This is a genomic window from Burkholderia sp. Ac-20353 (assembly GCF_017104785.1).
Lineage (GTDB): Bacteria > Pseudomonadota > Gammaproteobacteria > Burkholderiales > Burkholderiaceae > Burkholderia.
This window is the reverse complement of record NZ_JAAGPL010000004.1, coordinates 64993-79186: the sequence shown is the minus strand read 5'-3', so window position 1 is coordinate 79186 and position 14194 is coordinate 64993. Positions and strand designations below refer to the sequence as shown.

Sequence of the window (14194 nt, the reverse complement as noted above, 5' to 3'; positions counted from 1 at the left end):
GCGTTTGCACTCGACGTTGAATTACGTCAGTCCGATGCAATTTGAACAAGACTGGCACGCCGCACAGCGAAAGGAAGCGGCATAATAAATGCTCGGTTAGCGGATACGAAATTCGCGGGCAACGTCACACGACTTCGACAGGTCACGCCGACTCCACGCCGCATGCTCTTCTGCCCACTGCGCCTTCAACCGGCTCACGACATTCGCCGACAAGCCCTTCGCGTCCTCGCCCAGCAGCACGCTCAACGCTTCGCCCAAGTCGCCTGTCGAGATGCCTTTCAGATATAGCCACGGCAGCGCCGCGCTGACACGGGGTGACTTCCTCACATACGGCGGCACGATCGACGAATTGAACTTCACCCCCGATCCTGATCGATCACGCACCTTCGGCACCTTCACCGCAATCGGCCCGGTCGCCGTCAACACCTCGCGTTCGCGCAAGTAGCCGTTGCGCACCACGGCGCGTTGCCCGTGCAGCGTCTTCACGTTCTCGAACCGCTCCAGCAGCTCCGCCAACTCCGCTTCAATCGCTTGTTGAATCACCTGCCGCGCCCCTTGACGGACCAATTCATCCAGCCCGAGGCCGGCTCCCGATAGACCGACGACTGCTTTTTCCGTATCCTTGCTCATGGTGGTTGGTTTTGTTGTTTGCTGGTTTCCGACTTCGACAATCAGATTCTCAGCTGAAACCTCCACCACCTTCAATCTCCTGCCTCAACTCCCCCGTACACCAGATTCGAGCTTATCTCCAGTTCCTGCCGGCCCTCGCTCTTCGTCAGCCGGAATCGCAAATCGTCCGATCGGGAAAGATCTCCAGTGCGAGAATCCCGAGCCGACGCACGCTTCGGATAGGGAATTCTCCTGATCACAGATGATGCTGCGCTTTGCCTCCATCAACGCTCCATGCCTATTTGATATCTCGATTTCCACTATTCTGCACGGTAGATTTCGCCCACATGCAGCGCAATTATCGAAAACGTTAGATGGAGTGTGTCGCGCCCTGAGTCCGTCTGATTTGTGATCCTGTCGGCTAAGGGTCGAGCTCGCCCAAGCCGGCGCAAGCCCTACGCCCCATAAGCGGCCGAGTCGGCTGGTGTTGGCTTGCGCCGACTACAACCAGCGCGCCGTATGCCATTGATTCGCCGGTTTCGCTTAAGAGCTTATCCGTAAATTATGTTAACGCTCAGCGGCACCTTGCGGAATTCGATGATGGCAGCGGCAAGATGGTTTAGGGCGACGAAACTGCGTTCGAGTTTTTCGTATCGGACCAGTAGTTTGCGAAAGCGGTTGAACCAGCTATCACAGACTTCAACCACCCAGCGCCGAGCCTTTTTCTTCGGATCGCGCCGCTTGAGGTCGGCCTCTTTCCGACGGTCGACGACATGAGGAATGTAGTCGTGCTCGTCGATGATGCGAAGACACTCGGCGCTTTTGTAGCCTGCATCCGCACACAGGTGCTTGCTGCGACGATGCGGGTGATTCGGGCGCTTGACCATGATGGCGCTGAGGACCTCACCGAGTCGCTTGCCGTCATTGACGTTGGCCCCGGTGACGATGAGCGACAACGGGACGCCACGACCGTCGACCAGAAGATGGCGTTTGCTTCCATTTTTTTCCCCGATCCGTCGGGCTCGGGCCGACGGCTTCTTGTGCCAGGGGTGCCTTCATCACCGCCCCGTCGACGCTTTGCCAGCGCCATGCGATGCCCTCCATCTCGTCGTACTCGGCCAGTCCTGCCGCCCAGAGTGCTTCGAAGAAGCCCGCTGCCTCCCATTCGAGAAAGCGTTTGTGGATGGCGCTGGCACTACCAAAACGCTCTTTGGGCAACGCCTTCCATTGGCAGCCCGTGCGCAGTACATACACAATGGCCTCAAACACCTGGCGAGCCGGCTTCGGCGGTCGTCCCGCTCCCGGCCTGCGCAGGTACTTTTTCTCTGGTGAGGGCGCGCGTTGCGGGATCAGTGGCTCCACCCGCTGCCAGAATGCATCGGTCACCTCCCACGATTCGACTCGCTTCTTGCTCAAGCCTTCGCTCCAATGCCGCATTCGCTTGCGGCTCGGAACGAAGCATACCTTTATTTACGGATAGGTTCTAAGTCACGTGCCATTCTTTACCCTATCTCTCGAGCGAAAACGTGCTCAATACTTGAACGGAACGCGCATCGCGACAACGAGTGATGCTGTCTCGCTTCCGTTACGGCGTAACGAAGTCCGGCTGGAGTATGGGCTGCGCGGCCGCAAATGCCGGATGCTCGCCTGCATGCCGATACACGGCCTGACTCAACGGATAGGCATCCATGTCGCAGCCCATTCTCAGCGCGTTCGCCATCTGCGGCACGAGGCAACAGTCCGCGAGCGTCGGCGCGTCGCCGAAACACCACGGTCCTTTCCCGTATTTGCCCAGCAGCCGCTCCACGCCAGCCATGCCCTCCGCGATCCAATGCCTGTACCACGCGCTCTTTTGCTCCGGCGTCACGTTCAGTTCCGTTTCGAGGTAGCGAAGCACGCGCAGATTGTTGACAGGATGGATGTCGCAGGAAATCAGATACGACAGCTCGAGAACGCGAGCGCGAAGGTCGCGATCGGCCGGGATCAGCCTGGGTTCCGGGAAGCGCGCGTCGAGCCAGTCGACGATCGCGAGCGACTGGCCCAAGCTGAAATCGCCGTCGACCAGCGCCGGCACGGCCGCGGACGGATTGAGCCGATTCACGTACTCTGCGTCCCGATGCGCGCCTGTGCGGATATTCACCGGGACATAGTCGAATGGCACGCCTTTGAGCGCCAGCGCGATTCGCACGCGGTAGGATGTCGAGCTGTTGAAGAAGTTATGAAGTTGCATCGGATGTCCTACCAATCACGCGACCCGCACACGCAGCTCGCCGAGACGTTCAACGCCCACGGTCATCAGATCCCCGGCATTGACTGCGCCAACACCTTCCGGCGTGCCCGTGTAGATCAAATCGCCCGGCTCGAGGCGGAAGAACTTCGACAGGTCGGCCACCGTCTCCGCAACCGACCAGATCAGGTGCGACACGTCGCTCGTCTGCTTCGTTTCGCCGTTCACGGTCAGCCACACCCCGCCATGCTCGAAATGACCGACGTCGCTCGCGCGATGAATCGGGCCGATCGGCGCCGAGCGGTCGAACGCCTTGCCGATTTCCCACGGACGGCCCATCTCGCGCATCTTCATCTGCAGGTCGCGGCGCGTCATGTCGAGGCCCACCGCATAGCCCCATACGTGGTCGAGCGCCTGTTCGAGCGGAATATCCGAGCCACCCATGCCGATCACCGCGACGAGTTCGGCCTCGTAGTGGTAGTTGCTCGTCTGCGACGGGTACGCCAGTTCCAGCGTTTCATCATATGCCACCGGCACGATGGCATCTGCCGGCTTGCAAAAAAAGAACGGCGGCTCGCGATCGGGATCGAAGCCCATTTCGCGCGCGTGCGCCGCATAATTCCGGCCGACGCAATAGACGCGTCGTACGGCAAACTGAGCATCGCTGCCTGCAACCGGCACGGCAACCGGTGCCTCGGGGGGGAATACAAATGTCATGATGGAGCACTCCTGTTCTCTATCGCGTGAAATGAATATCGTGCGTGGGCGTTCTGCGCATCCGAGCCCTCGCTCAAGGAATTACTGGCGCGCCTCGCGCAGCAGGTTCAATGCGGACAACACCGGGCGATCCGAGTAGCTGAACAGCACGCAATCGCTGTTCGTGTTCAGACTGACGGGCTGCCACGAAGGGACCACGAACACATCGTGCACTTCGAACCGAAATTGCTCTGCGCCGATTTGCGCGACGCCCGTGCCCTCCACGACGCAGTAGACGGTCGCATCCGTGCTGCGATATGTCTTGCCCGCAAAACCGGCCGGCAGGAACTGCATGAACGTCGCGATAGTCGGCATGGGCCAGCCACCGGTCGTGGGATTGACGTAGCGAAGCTTCACGCCGTCCCAGTCGTCCAGTTCGCCGTTTCGATAGAGCACGTCGAGCGCCTCGCGGCTCCGCTCGTACGGGTAGCTGAATACCGGCGACGTGGGATCCGTGACGCGGTGCCGAACCGGCGCCATGTTGTGTCCGAATCGCGCGAAGCTGTCGCCTTCCAGGCGAAGCACCGGTTGCGTGACCTCCGGATACGTTTGCGCAAAGCCCGCATCGAGATGGCCGATCAGCGGAATGTCGAGGCCATCGAGCCAGACGACCGATTCACCGCCGTCGTCGACCGTGGGGTTGCCGTGGTCGTGCCAGGTCCAGGACGGCGTGATGATGAAGTCGCCCGGATGCATGGTCGTCCGCTCTCCGTTGACGGCCGTCCATGCACCGCGCCCTTCGACGATGAATCGCAATGCGGATTGCGTATGCCGGTGGCTCGGCGCGAGCTCGCCCGGCAAGATCAGCTGCAGGCCGGCATACAGCGTCGACGTGATGCTCGACTTCCCCGGCAATCCCGGGTTTTCGAGCACGAGCACACGCCGGACCGCCTCCTCTGCGCTGATCAGCGAGCCGGCCTCGAAGACGAGATCACGGATTTCCGCGTATTTCCACATCGCCGCGACTGCTTGCGGCCTCGGTTCCTTCGGGACGAGGTTGTGCAGCGATTCCCAGAGCGGCGACAGCTGCTGGGCCTGAAGTTGCCGGTAGTACGTCGAGCGCTGCTCGTGCAGCGTGGTAGCCGTCATGCGTGTCTCCTGATCGATCGATAGCGGATGGCGGCACACCGGCGCGACGTCAACCGACGCTACACGCACGATGCGCGACCTGACAGTTGAATCGCCCGCTCAGAGTTCGACGAAGACGTAACCGTCTTCGATCTTCACGGGATACGTGCGAATGTCCGTCGTCAGCGGTTCGCACATCGCCTTGCCGGACCGGACATCGAATTTCCCCTGATGCAACGGGCATTCGATCTCGTGACCATCGAGAAAGCCATCGCACAGCCGCGCGTGGCCATGAGTGCAGATGTTGTCGGTCGCGAACACCGCGCCATCGACGCCGTAGATCGCCAACTCCTGGCCCCCGGCGTTCACTGCGGTCACGTCGTCCGTCGGCACGGCCGACAGCTCGATCACTTTCGTCCACTGCTTTTCCATCACACACCTCAGATCGGATAGATGATCGAGTTCGCGATCATTTCACTGTCGAACACGCAGATGCGCGATTCGAACCTGAGACCATCCCGCGTCCGGCGGATCGTATCGACGTAGCGCCCGACGTTGAATACGGTCGTCAGTTCGTCGGGCTTCGTCCGGAACACCGCATAGTTGGCTTCAGCATCGATCCGCTCGCTGTCGGCACGCAGGATGCGCGGCGCCCCCACCACATGGCGCTGGTAGTACGGGTCATGGAAGATCGTCTCGGTCATGCCGTACACACGATCTTTCAACATCCCCTTGCTTTCGAACGCGAGCGTCGCGAGCGGAAAGCCGCGGTCGAAGTTCTCTCGCGGCTGAATCTTGTACGTGCACGCGTCCGTAAAGAATTCGGGCCACTTGTCCCATTCGTTGTTGTCCACGACGGACGCATAGTCGGCGTAGAGCGCCAGCACCTGCTGATACGTTTCGAAATCCAGCATCTCAAATCTCCATCACACGGCGCCAGTAGTTGTACATCCCACGAATCAGCGTTTCGGTGACCATGTGGTCGGTATCCTCGATCTCTCGCCCGCCGAGTTCCGCAATGGTTCGATGGGAAGGCTTCTGTTCGAAGCCTTCCTGCGAGAACTCGATGACCTCCCCGTCGTCCGCGGAAACGAAACCCGCAGGCCCGAAGAGATTCGCCTGGCGCAAACGCCGATGCGTCATCTCCTCGCTGTCTTCCTCGAACCCGAAATGCGTCCACACGAAATCGAACGAGCCGTGCCCGTTCGGCTGGATGTGGCGCGTCGAAACGGAATTGACCTGCTGCTGGATGATCACGCTCGGGAACAGCGTCATCATCACGGCCGTCGGTGCGCCCCACCACGGTTCGTGCACGACGTCGAGGAAGCGGTCGTCATTGAGCGTCATCTGATCCTTGAAGCTCGACACGCCGCTCGTGACATCGCCCTTGCCGCCCGCGCCGCGCGTCGAGATCATCGCGGCATGGCGGAACTGCTCGTCCATCTTCAGCTCGGACTTGTTGTCCGCCCGCCAGAGGCCGAACGTGACGAACCAGGTATGCAGCAGGCCCGGGTGATACGGGTCCTTGATGTTTTCCTGCATCAGCTTCCAGTTGCCGGGGATACGCTGTCGGTTGTAGCCGATGATCTTCAGCTTGCGTCCGTCGAACACGCGATCGAAGTATCCGAGGATCGTCGGCCCGAGGAACGCCTCGAGCGACGGCAGATCGTGGTCGAACGACGCGAAGATCACGCCGTTCCGGCGTGCCACGTTCAGCTTCGTCAGGCCGTGCTGCTTCGGATCGAAATCCGCCGGCATGCCGCCGTTGACCTTGCCGTCGGCCTTCACGCCGCGACGAAACGGCACACCGACGAGGTTGCCCTTCAGGTCGTAGTTCCATTGATGGTACGGACAGGTGAATTCCTTTTGGTTTCCGAACTTCTCGCGGCAAAAGCGCACGCCCCGGTGCGCGCAGACATTCTCGACGACGGCGATGTCGCCGTCCTGCGTCCGCGTCACGATCACCGAGCGCTCGCCGACTACCGTGCGCTTGAAGTCGCCCGGATTCGGGATCTCGGCCTCCAGACCGACGTAGCACCAATGCCCCGAATAGAAGAAGCGTTCGAGCTCGCGGCGATACGTATCGTCGTCGGTGTACGCCCAGAACGGAATCCGGCTCGAGCCATCGTCTTTCCAGCTCGGCCGCACGAAGGTAATGGGGGCCTCACTCATGGTTTGTCTCCTGATTGGAAAAATGACGCAATCGGCGGACGTCACACGCCGCTTGCGTAAAAGGCGTCCGCGTACACATGTTCGGCCTTGATGCCTTTCTGACGGAGCAGGATCGACGCGGCATCGACCATCACCGGCGCGCCGGCGACATACGCGCGCCAGCCCTTCAAATCGTCCCAGTCCAGATTGACCGCTTCCGTCACTATGCCGGTGCGGTACGGCCCAGGCTCAAGCGACGACGTCACCACCACGTGAGCCGTCAAATTCGGCAGCCGCTCCTTCAATTCGTTGAGCCAGCTCACCCCATAGATGTCCTGCGGCGACCGAACGCCTAAATACATGTGTACCGGATTGGTCATGCCGTGATCCGCCATCCCGCGCAGGATCGACAGGATCGGCGCGAGGCCGGTACCGCCGGCGATACAGATGACCGGGTCGGACGTCTTGCGTCGCAGGTAGGCAGTACCGAGCGGCCCGCTCAGCCGCACCGGATCGCCCGGCTTCAATTCAGTGGAAACGTAGGACGTCACGCGCCCGCCCGGCACGACACGAATGTGGAATTCCACTTCATCGCCGTTGGCGGTCACCGCCATCGAGTAAGGCCGGATGTGCTGTGGCGTGAACTGCAGCGACGCATACTGGCCCGGCGAAAATTCGAACGGTTTGGATAGCGCCAGACGAACACGCTTGATATCGTGCGTGAGATCCTCGATGCCCACCACCGTCGTCTTGATGATCTTCGACGGATGGATGACGATCTCGTCGACGTCGGGGATCTCGATCACGCAGTCTTCGATCAGCGTCGCCTGGCAAGCCAGCACCGATTGTCCGTTGGTGACCGGAAGATTCGTGTCGGAGGCCCCGGTCATGAGTACATTGCCCGACACGACGCGGCAGCGGCACGTGCCGCAACGCCCCGCCATGCAGCTGTACGAAACGGGGATCTGATGGGTGCGCAGTGCTTCAAGGAGGTTGTCGCCCGAGCGCACGTCGAGCGTTCGATGAAGCGGCAGAATCGAAACTTCCATGGGGCCAATGTCTCCGGGCGGTTCAACTTATGCCCGCATGATGCCGCCACCAGGATCATTTATAAATAGAAATTCCTTGATATAAAACATCACTGACAGTGATAATGCATCGCACATCAAAGGAGGCGGCGCTTGGAACTCCAGGACATCGATCTCAATCTGCTCGTCGTGTTCAACGAGCTGCTTCGGCAACGGCGCGTTTCGTCCGTTGCGGCGACACTCGGCATTTCGCAGCCGGCGATCAGCAATGCGCTGAACCGACTGAGAAAGGTGCTCGGGGACGAGCTGTTTCTCCGAACCTCGAAAGGCATGGCGCCGACGCCGTTTGCCGAGACGCTCGCGGAACCGATCGCCTACGCGCTGGGCACAATCCACAACACGCTGAACGTCACGTCGCATTTCGACCCTGCATCGAGTACGCGCGCGTTCACGATCGCGATGACCGACATCGGCGAGATCTATTTTGTGCCGGGTCTCATGAAGCGACTGGCGAAGGTTGCCCCGGGTGTGTCGATCAGCACCGTGCGCAATCAATCGGACACGCTCCGCGACGAGATGGAGCGCGGTAACGTGGACCTCGCGGTCGGGTTTCTGCCCGACCTCAAGACAGGCTTCTTCCAGCGACGCCTGTTCAAACAAAAGTATGTGTGCCTGTTCCGGAAAGGGCACCCTCTCGCCAAAACTGGCATGACGATGAAGGCGTTCCTGGACTCGGAGCATGTGTCGATCGTTGCGGAAGGAACCGGTCATGGCATGGTCGATTCCGCCATCCAAAGGGCCGGCGTTCAGCGCAACGTTCATCTGCGTGTGCCGCACTTCGTCGCGGTCGGTCACATTCTGCAAACGACGGACCTGGTTGCCGTCGTGCCGGAGGCTTATGCAACCCGCACGCTCGCGCCGTTCGATCTCGTCAGTGCGCCGTGCCCGGTCAAGATTCCCGATATCACGATCAACGTGTTATGGCATGCGCGGAATCACCGCGAGCCCGGCAATCAATGGCTCCGGCAACTGGTGTTCGACGAATTTTCAATCTAGCCGCCCGCGGACGATTCGTGAAGATCGCGATTGAATCCGTCCACCCGCTGACCGCACCGGGATATCCGGTCGAGTGACGTTCGGCGCTTCCGAAAAGCCCGCCAAGCAGCGGATTGCCAGCAACACGGGTTGACCGTGTTGCGGTCGGATGATGGCGCTACGACGGCATCGATCCAGCAAACCATCGCAGGTGCTTTCCGTCCGACCTCTCGCGTTTTCGATGGCCACACGCCGATCGAGAAAAATCAGTGCAGGCCGGTCACGCGCAGATTCCGGAAATGGGCGACCGTGCCAGACTCGATCCAGATGCCTACCCCGCCATGTTGATCCGGTCCAAGCTTCAGGTCATTCACGATCAACGACGGCTGCTTTTTATTGTCAAGGTAGAGTCGCGCCTGCTTCCCTTCGACTGCGATCTTCATGTGAATCCAGCCTGCGCCTCTTCCACGGCATCCGTGCGCTGCGTCGGCGCGTGCGGAATGTTGCTGGGTCGTTCGGCGTCTCCGCGGCCGTATCCGTCGCGTCGACGGGCCCGGCCGCGTGGATGGTTGCCCGCGGCCTGCGCGGCGGGCTCGCCCTCTCCGCCCGGTCGTTGCGCCGGGCGCTCGCGCGCGTGCCGCTGGCCGTCGCCCCTGACGCACGACGATACGCGACGTGGTTCGATGAGCTTGGCTGCGAAACGCTCGCAGATCTGCAGCGCCTACCGCGCGCCGGGCTCAAGAAGCGGTGCGGCACGCAGCTGCTCGACTGGCTCGACCAGGTCACCGGCACCGCGCCGGCCGCGTATGACTGGCTCGACATGCCGCCCTCGTTCGACACGCGCGTCGAGTTGATGGATCGCGTCGAGCATGCCGAGGCGCTGCTGTTCGTCGCGCGTCGCCTCATTCTGCAGCTGACGGGCTGGCTCACGGCCAAGCAGCTGGACGTCGCGGCGTTCGCGCTGCTGCTCGAGCACGAACGCGGCCGCGATGCGATCGCGCCAACCGAGATCGAGATCGCGCTGGGCGCACCCACCCGGTTTAAGGAGCACCTGACGGAATGGTTCGCGCGCGTGTTCGGCGATCGTGCGTGGATCGCGCTCACGCTGCACGCGCGCGCGATGGACGACATCCACCGGGGCGTCGTCGAGCGCGTCGCCGCACGCCACGGCGTGCCCGTGGTGGCCACCAACTGGCCGCTGATGCACGTGCGATCGCGCAAACCGCTGCAGGACGTGCTGACCGCGATCCGGCTCGGCCGACCTGTGTCCGAATGCGGTTACGAACTCGCACCGAACGCCGAGCGTCACCTGCGATCGCGCCTGCGCCTCGCGAATCTCTACCCGGCGGGCGCGCTCGAGGAGACCGTGCGTGTCGCGCGGCGCTGCTCGTTCTCGCTCGACGACCTGAAGTACGAGTATCCCGATGAACTGGTGCCGGCCGGCTACGACTCGGCGACATATCTGCGCGAACAGACCTACATTGGCGCGCGCCGGCGCTTCCCTGCCGGCATCCCGGTCGACGTGCAGGCGCAGATCGAGCACGAGCTGCAGCTGATCGCGGACCTGAACTACGAGGCGTACTTCCTGACCGTGCACGACATCGTGCAGTTCGCGCGTCAGCAAGGCATCTTGTGTCAGGGCCGCGGGTCGGCGGCGAACTCATCGGTCTGCTACTGCCTCGGCGTGACCGAGGTCGATCCGTCGCGTCAATCGATGCTGTTCGAACGGTTCATCAGCAAGGAGCGCAACGAGCCGCCAGACATCGACGTCGATTTCGAGCATCAGCGTCGCGAAGAGGTGATGCAGTACATTTATCGCAAGTACGGCCGCACGCGCGCAGCGCTGACGGCAGCGGTCACGACGTACCGGCCGAGCAGCGCGCTGCGGGAAGCCGGTAAGGCGCTCGGCGTCGATCCGGCGATCGTGGATCGGGTCGCAAAAAGTCACCATTGGTTTGATTCGCGCGCGGATCTGCTGCAGCGATTCGCCGAGGCTGGCCTCGACCCCGATGCGCCCCTGAACCAGCAATGGGCCGCGTTCGCCGTGCAGCTGCTCGGGTATCCCCGCCACCTGTCGCAGCACTCAGGCGGCTTCGTGATCAGCCGCGGCAAGCTCACGCGGCTCGTGCCGGTCGAGAACGCTGCGATGGAGAATCGAAGCCTGATCCAGTGGGACAAGGACGACATCGAAGCACTCGGGATCTTGAAGATCGACGTGCTCGCGCTCGGCATGCTGTCGATGGTGCGCCGCGCGCTCGACATGATCTCCGAGAAGCGCGGCGAGACATTCGAGCTGCAGGACATCCCGCCCGAGGACACGGCCACCTACGACATGCTGTGCGACTGCGACAGCATGGGCGTGTTCCAGGTCGAGTCACGCGCGCAGATGTCGATGCTGCCGCGACTGCGGCCGCAGTGCTTCTACGATCTCGTGATCGAGGTCGCGATCGTGCGGCCGGGCCCGGTCCAAGGCGGGATGGTGCACCCGTTCCTGCGCCGCCGGCAGGGACTGGAGCCCGTCACGCTTCCGTCCGAAGGCATGGAGAAGGCGCTGAAGCGCACGCTGGGCGTGCCGATCTTCCAGGAGCAGGTGATGCAGGTCGCGATGTTGGCGGCCGGCTTCTCCGCCGGCGAGGCCGACCAGCTGCGCCGCGCGATGGCCGCCTGGAAGCGCAAGGGAGGACTCGAGCCGTCCCACGATCGGCTCGTGAGCGGCATGCTCGCGCGCGGCTACGATCGTGAGTTTGCCGAGGCGATCTTCGCGCAGATCAAGGGCTTCGGCGAATACGGGTTCCCGGAGAGCCACGCGGCCAGCTTCGCGCTGCTCGTCTACTCAAGTGCGTGGCTGCGCAGGCACGAACCGGCCGTTTTTCTCGCTGCGCTGCTCAACAGCCAGCCGACGCAACTTCAGATTGAGGGAAGGCACGATGAATCTGCGTTGTCCGCGCTGCTACCCGAGAAGGGGTCTTCGCTCAATCCGTCCGCGATGTTCTTTCGCTGGATTATGCTCGGCGTCGGCGCCGCGTCGATTGGTGAACTAGAGAAACAACGGCAACGCATCGGGAGTCCGATTCACCAGGTCACTCTGAAAAACTGGAGTCGCGGAGCACGTTTGCCGTCAGTGACGTGGCTGAAGCTGATTGTCACACTCAGGCCAGATCTTGCACGCGGAGATGAGATCTGGATTCTTTTCTGGGCGGCGAAAGTGCTCATGCTGCTCGGCTGCTACGGGACGCTGTGCGCGAGCCGCTCGATGTCTCTCATGGAGTACCCGTCGGCACGCACGCGCCTTCGGCCGTGGCCTACGTTTCCGCATGGGTGCGCGGACTTCGGTGGTTGGCTTCGGGCACGCTATCCAGCTTGGCTGGCGGACCACCGTGCCCGAAACAATACGTCGCCTACTTAGTCTATCCGGCCGGCGGAGGCGTGCGTCCTGGCCGCGTCGACAGGATATCGCGGCCGCGGCCAGACTTCGCTCCGTGCACCATACTTGGCAAGCCACCGGGGCCCTTTCAGGCTCCCGAGGTGTTCCCGCTACCACTGTTGCCTGCCGACTTGCTCGCTGCTTTGCTCATGCGTGTTCTCCTGGTGAGGTCGACCAATCGCGACGTGCAAAGTTTCGTGCCGGCCGCGCCGGCACTCGGTAGCGAGGTTTGGACAGAGGGCGCATCAACTTATGGCATATACGGTATCAAGGGCCGTAGAAGTTCGGGAGCGGTCATCCGCTACTCACCACGTCGATGGTCCGCTAGGGGTCCAGACTGTGTCAAAACGCTTTTTTTGACCGGCTAGAATTTTGCATCCGATAGCGAAGGATGCGCCATATGAAGCGGTTCGTTGAAGGTGACAATCGTACGCAGAGCTTTCTCCTTCCCGAAGCGCTTGATGACTACGTGACGGATACCAATCCTGTACGCGTCGCGGACGTATTCGTGGACGAGCTCGATCTTCGCGAGCTCGGGTTTGAAGGCGTCGAGCCAGCGTTGACCGGTCGGCCCTCCTATCATCCGGCGGTGATGCTCAAGATTTACGTCTACGGCTACCTGAACCGCATTCAATCAAGCCGACGCCTTGAACGCGAGGCCCAGCGCAACGTCGAACTGATGTGGCTCACGGGCCGCTTGGCTCCAGACTTCAAGACCATTGCTCGTTTCCGCAAAGACAATGGCAAAGCGATCCGCGGTGTCTGTCGTCAGTTCGTCATGCTATGCCAGCGTCTGGACCTCTTCTCCGAAGCGCTCGTGGCGATCGACGGCAGTAAATTCAAGGCGGTGAACCATCGCGACCGCAACTTCACGAGCGCCAAGCTCGAACGACGCATGCGCGACATCGACTCGAGTATCGCCCGCTATCTCGAGGCGTTGGATACGGCCGACCGGCAGGAGCCCGCGATTGCGAAGGCCAGGACGGAGCGACTGCAGGACAAGATCACGGCCCTGAAGGAGCAAATGCGAAGCCTGAAGGAGATCGAGGTTCAGCTCAATGCAGCACCCGACGGACAGATCTCACTCACAGATCCGGATGCTCGCTCAATGAAGACGCGAGGAACCGGCGTTGTCGGCTACAACGTGCAGACGGCAGTCGACGCAAAGCATCATTTGATCGTTGCTCACGAGGTCACAAATGACGGCATTGATCGTGATCAACTGTTGTCGATGGCGAACCCGGCCCGTGCCGAGATGGGTGCCGATAAGCTCACTGCAATCGCAGATCGAGGCTACTACAAGAGCGAGGCAATACTCGCGTGCCACGAGGCGGGCATAAACGTGTTCGTGCCGAAGACAGTGACTTCGAGCGCTACGGCTCACGGTCGCTTTGGCAAGGATGACTTCATTTACAACGCAGAGACCAACGAATATCGCTGTCCAGCAGGCGAGCGGCTCATCTGGCGATTCTCGACCGTTGAGCGCGGTCTGCGACTCAGTAAGTATTGGAGTTCGAATTGCCAGCAATGCTCGCTGAAGGAGAAATGCACACCGGGCCCTCAACGTCGCGTGACACGCTGGGAGCACGAAGCCGTCCTTGATGAGATGCAAGCCCGACTTGATCATGCCCCTGAGATCATGCGGATTCGGCGACAGACTGTTGAGCATCCGTTCGGCACGATCAAGGCATGGATGGGCGCGACCCACTTCCTGACACGGACTATCGAGCGAGTGCGCACGGAGATGAGTTTGCACGTGCTTGCCTACAACATTAAGCGCGTCATCAAGATCTTCGGTTCGGCAAAGCTTATCGAAGTATTGCAGGGGTAACGCCAACTGGTGGCGTTGACGTTTCCGTGACGCTCGAATATTCCGTGGTTCCTCAGTATGCACGT

10 protein-coding genes and 3 pseudogenes are annotated in these 14194 nt (G+C 61.3%); 3 read left to right on the top strand and 10 right to left on the bottom strand.

The window, feature by feature from the left end:
- Positions 1 to 135: 135 nt before the first annotated feature.
- The 9 genes and pseudogenes from G3N94_RS01670 to G3N94_RS01630 form a co-directional block, all read right to left on the bottom strand.
- Positions 136 to 630, bottom strand: a pseudogene (locus G3N94_RS01670) (transposase); the annotation flags it as partial.
- A gap of 530 nt (positions 631 to 1160) precedes the next feature.
- Positions 1161 to 2046: pseudogene (locus tag G3N94_RS01665) on the bottom strand (IS5 family transposase).
- Between the two features lie 148 nt (positions 2047 to 2194).
- A complete protein-coding gene (gene maiA, locus G3N94_RS01660; RefSeq protein ID WP_205790353.1) occupies positions 2195 to 2839 on the bottom strand; it encodes a maleylacetoacetate isomerase in 645 nt (214 codons plus the stop codon).
- A 15-nt stretch (positions 2840 to 2854) separates the two neighbouring features.
- Positions 2855 to 3553 carry a fumarylacetoacetate hydrolase family protein gene (locus G3N94_RS01655; protein ID WP_205790351.1) on the bottom strand — a complete coding sequence of 233 codons (699 nt, stop codon included), beginning with the start codon at positions 3551 to 3553 and terminating at the stop codon, positions 2855 to 2857.
- An 81-nt stretch (positions 3554 to 3634) separates the two neighbouring features.
- Positions 3635 to 4681 (bottom strand): gentisate 1,2-dioxygenase, encoded by a 1047-nt coding sequence (gene gtdA, locus G3N94_RS01650; RefSeq protein ID WP_205790349.1) that lies wholly within the window; start codon positions 4679 to 4681, stop codon positions 3635 to 3637.
- Between the two features lie 99 nt (positions 4682 to 4780).
- Positions 4781 to 5092, bottom strand: coding sequence for a non-heme iron oxygenase ferredoxin subunit (locus tag G3N94_RS01645; RefSeq protein ID WP_205790347.1), 312 nt, complete (start codon positions 5090 to 5092; stop codon positions 4781 to 4783).
- An 8-nt stretch (positions 5093 to 5100) separates the two neighbouring features.
- Positions 5101 to 5574, bottom strand: a complete 474-nt coding sequence (locus G3N94_RS01640) for a nuclear transport factor 2 family protein (RefSeq protein WP_205790346.1) — start codon at positions 5572 to 5574, stop codon at positions 5101 to 5103.
- Between the two features lies 1 nt (position 5575).
- Positions 5576 to 6832: an aromatic ring-hydroxylating dioxygenase subunit alpha gene (locus G3N94_RS01635; protein WP_205790344.1), complete on the bottom strand. Its 1257-nt coding sequence runs from the start codon at positions 6830 to 6832 to the stop codon at positions 5576 to 5578.
- Positions 6833 to 6873: 41 nt separating this feature from the next.
- Positions 6874 to 7860 carry a 2Fe-2S iron-sulfur cluster-binding protein gene (locus tag G3N94_RS01630; RefSeq protein ID WP_205790342.1) on the bottom strand — a complete coding sequence of 329 codons (987 nt, stop codon included), beginning with the start codon at positions 7858 to 7860 and terminating at the stop codon, positions 6874 to 6876.
- 132 nt (positions 7861 to 7992) lie between these two features.
- Between G3N94_RS01630 and G3N94_RS01625 the strand changes: the two genes are divergently transcribed.
- Entirely contained in the window at positions 7993 to 8895 is a 903-nt protein-coding gene (locus G3N94_RS01625; protein ID WP_205790340.1) for a LysR family transcriptional regulator, read from the top strand.
- Between the two features lie 245 nt (positions 8896 to 9140).
- Here the strand turns inward: G3N94_RS01625 and G3N94_RS01620 are convergent, their stop codons facing one another.
- Positions 9141 to 9317, bottom strand: coding sequence for a hypothetical protein (locus G3N94_RS01620; protein ID WP_205790338.1), 177 nt, complete (start codon positions 9315 to 9317; stop codon positions 9141 to 9143).
- Positions 9318 to 9367: 50 nt separating this feature from the next.
- On the opposite strand from G3N94_RS01620, the pseudogene G3N94_RS01615 reads away from it, so the two are divergent.
- Positions 9368 to 11773: pseudogene (locus G3N94_RS01615) on the top strand (error-prone DNA polymerase); the annotation flags it as partial.
- A 925-nt stretch (positions 11774 to 12698) separates the two neighbouring features.
- Positions 12699 to 14129 (top strand): IS1182 family transposase, encoded by a 1431-nt coding sequence (locus tag G3N94_RS01610; RefSeq protein ID WP_205790336.1) that lies wholly within the window; start codon positions 12699 to 12701, stop codon positions 14127 to 14129.
- Positions 14130 to 14194: the final 65 nt, after the last annotated feature.

Bases quoted from the DNA above. Each gene is read 5' to 3' on its own strand.
- G3N94_RS01620 (WP_205790338.1), bottom strand. From the start codon at position 9,317: ATGAAGATCGCAGTCGAAGGGAAGCAGGCGCGACTCTACCTTGACAAT.
- G3N94_RS01640 (WP_205790346.1), bottom strand. From the start codon at position 5,574: ATGCTGGATTTCGAAACGTATCAGCAGGTGCTGGCGCTCTACGCCGAC.
- G3N94_RS01630 (WP_205790342.1), bottom strand. From the start codon at position 7,860: ATGGAAGTTTCGATTCTGCCGCTTCATCGAACGCTCGACGTGCGCTCG.
- gtdA (WP_205790349.1), bottom strand. From the start codon at position 4,681: ATGACGGCTACCACGCTGCACGAGCAGCGCTCGACGTACTACCGGCAA.
- G3N94_RS01610 (WP_205790336.1), top strand. From the start codon at position 12,699: ATGAAGCGGTTCGTTGAAGGTGACAATCGTACGCAGAGCTTTCTCCTT.
- maiA (WP_205790353.1), bottom strand. From the start codon at position 2,839: ATGCAACTTCATAACTTCTTCAACAGCTCGACATCCTACCGCGTGCGA.
- G3N94_RS01645 (WP_205790347.1), bottom strand. From the start codon at position 5,092: ATGGAAAAGCAGTGGACGAAAGTGATCGAGCTGTCGGCCGTGCCGACG.
- G3N94_RS01635 (WP_205790344.1), bottom strand. From the start codon at position 6,832: ATGAGTGAGGCCCCCATTACCTTCGTGCGGCCGAGCTGGAAAGACGAT.
- G3N94_RS01655 (WP_205790351.1), bottom strand. From the start codon at position 3,553: ATGACATTTGTATTCCCCCCCGAGGCACCGGTTGCCGTGCCGGTTGCA.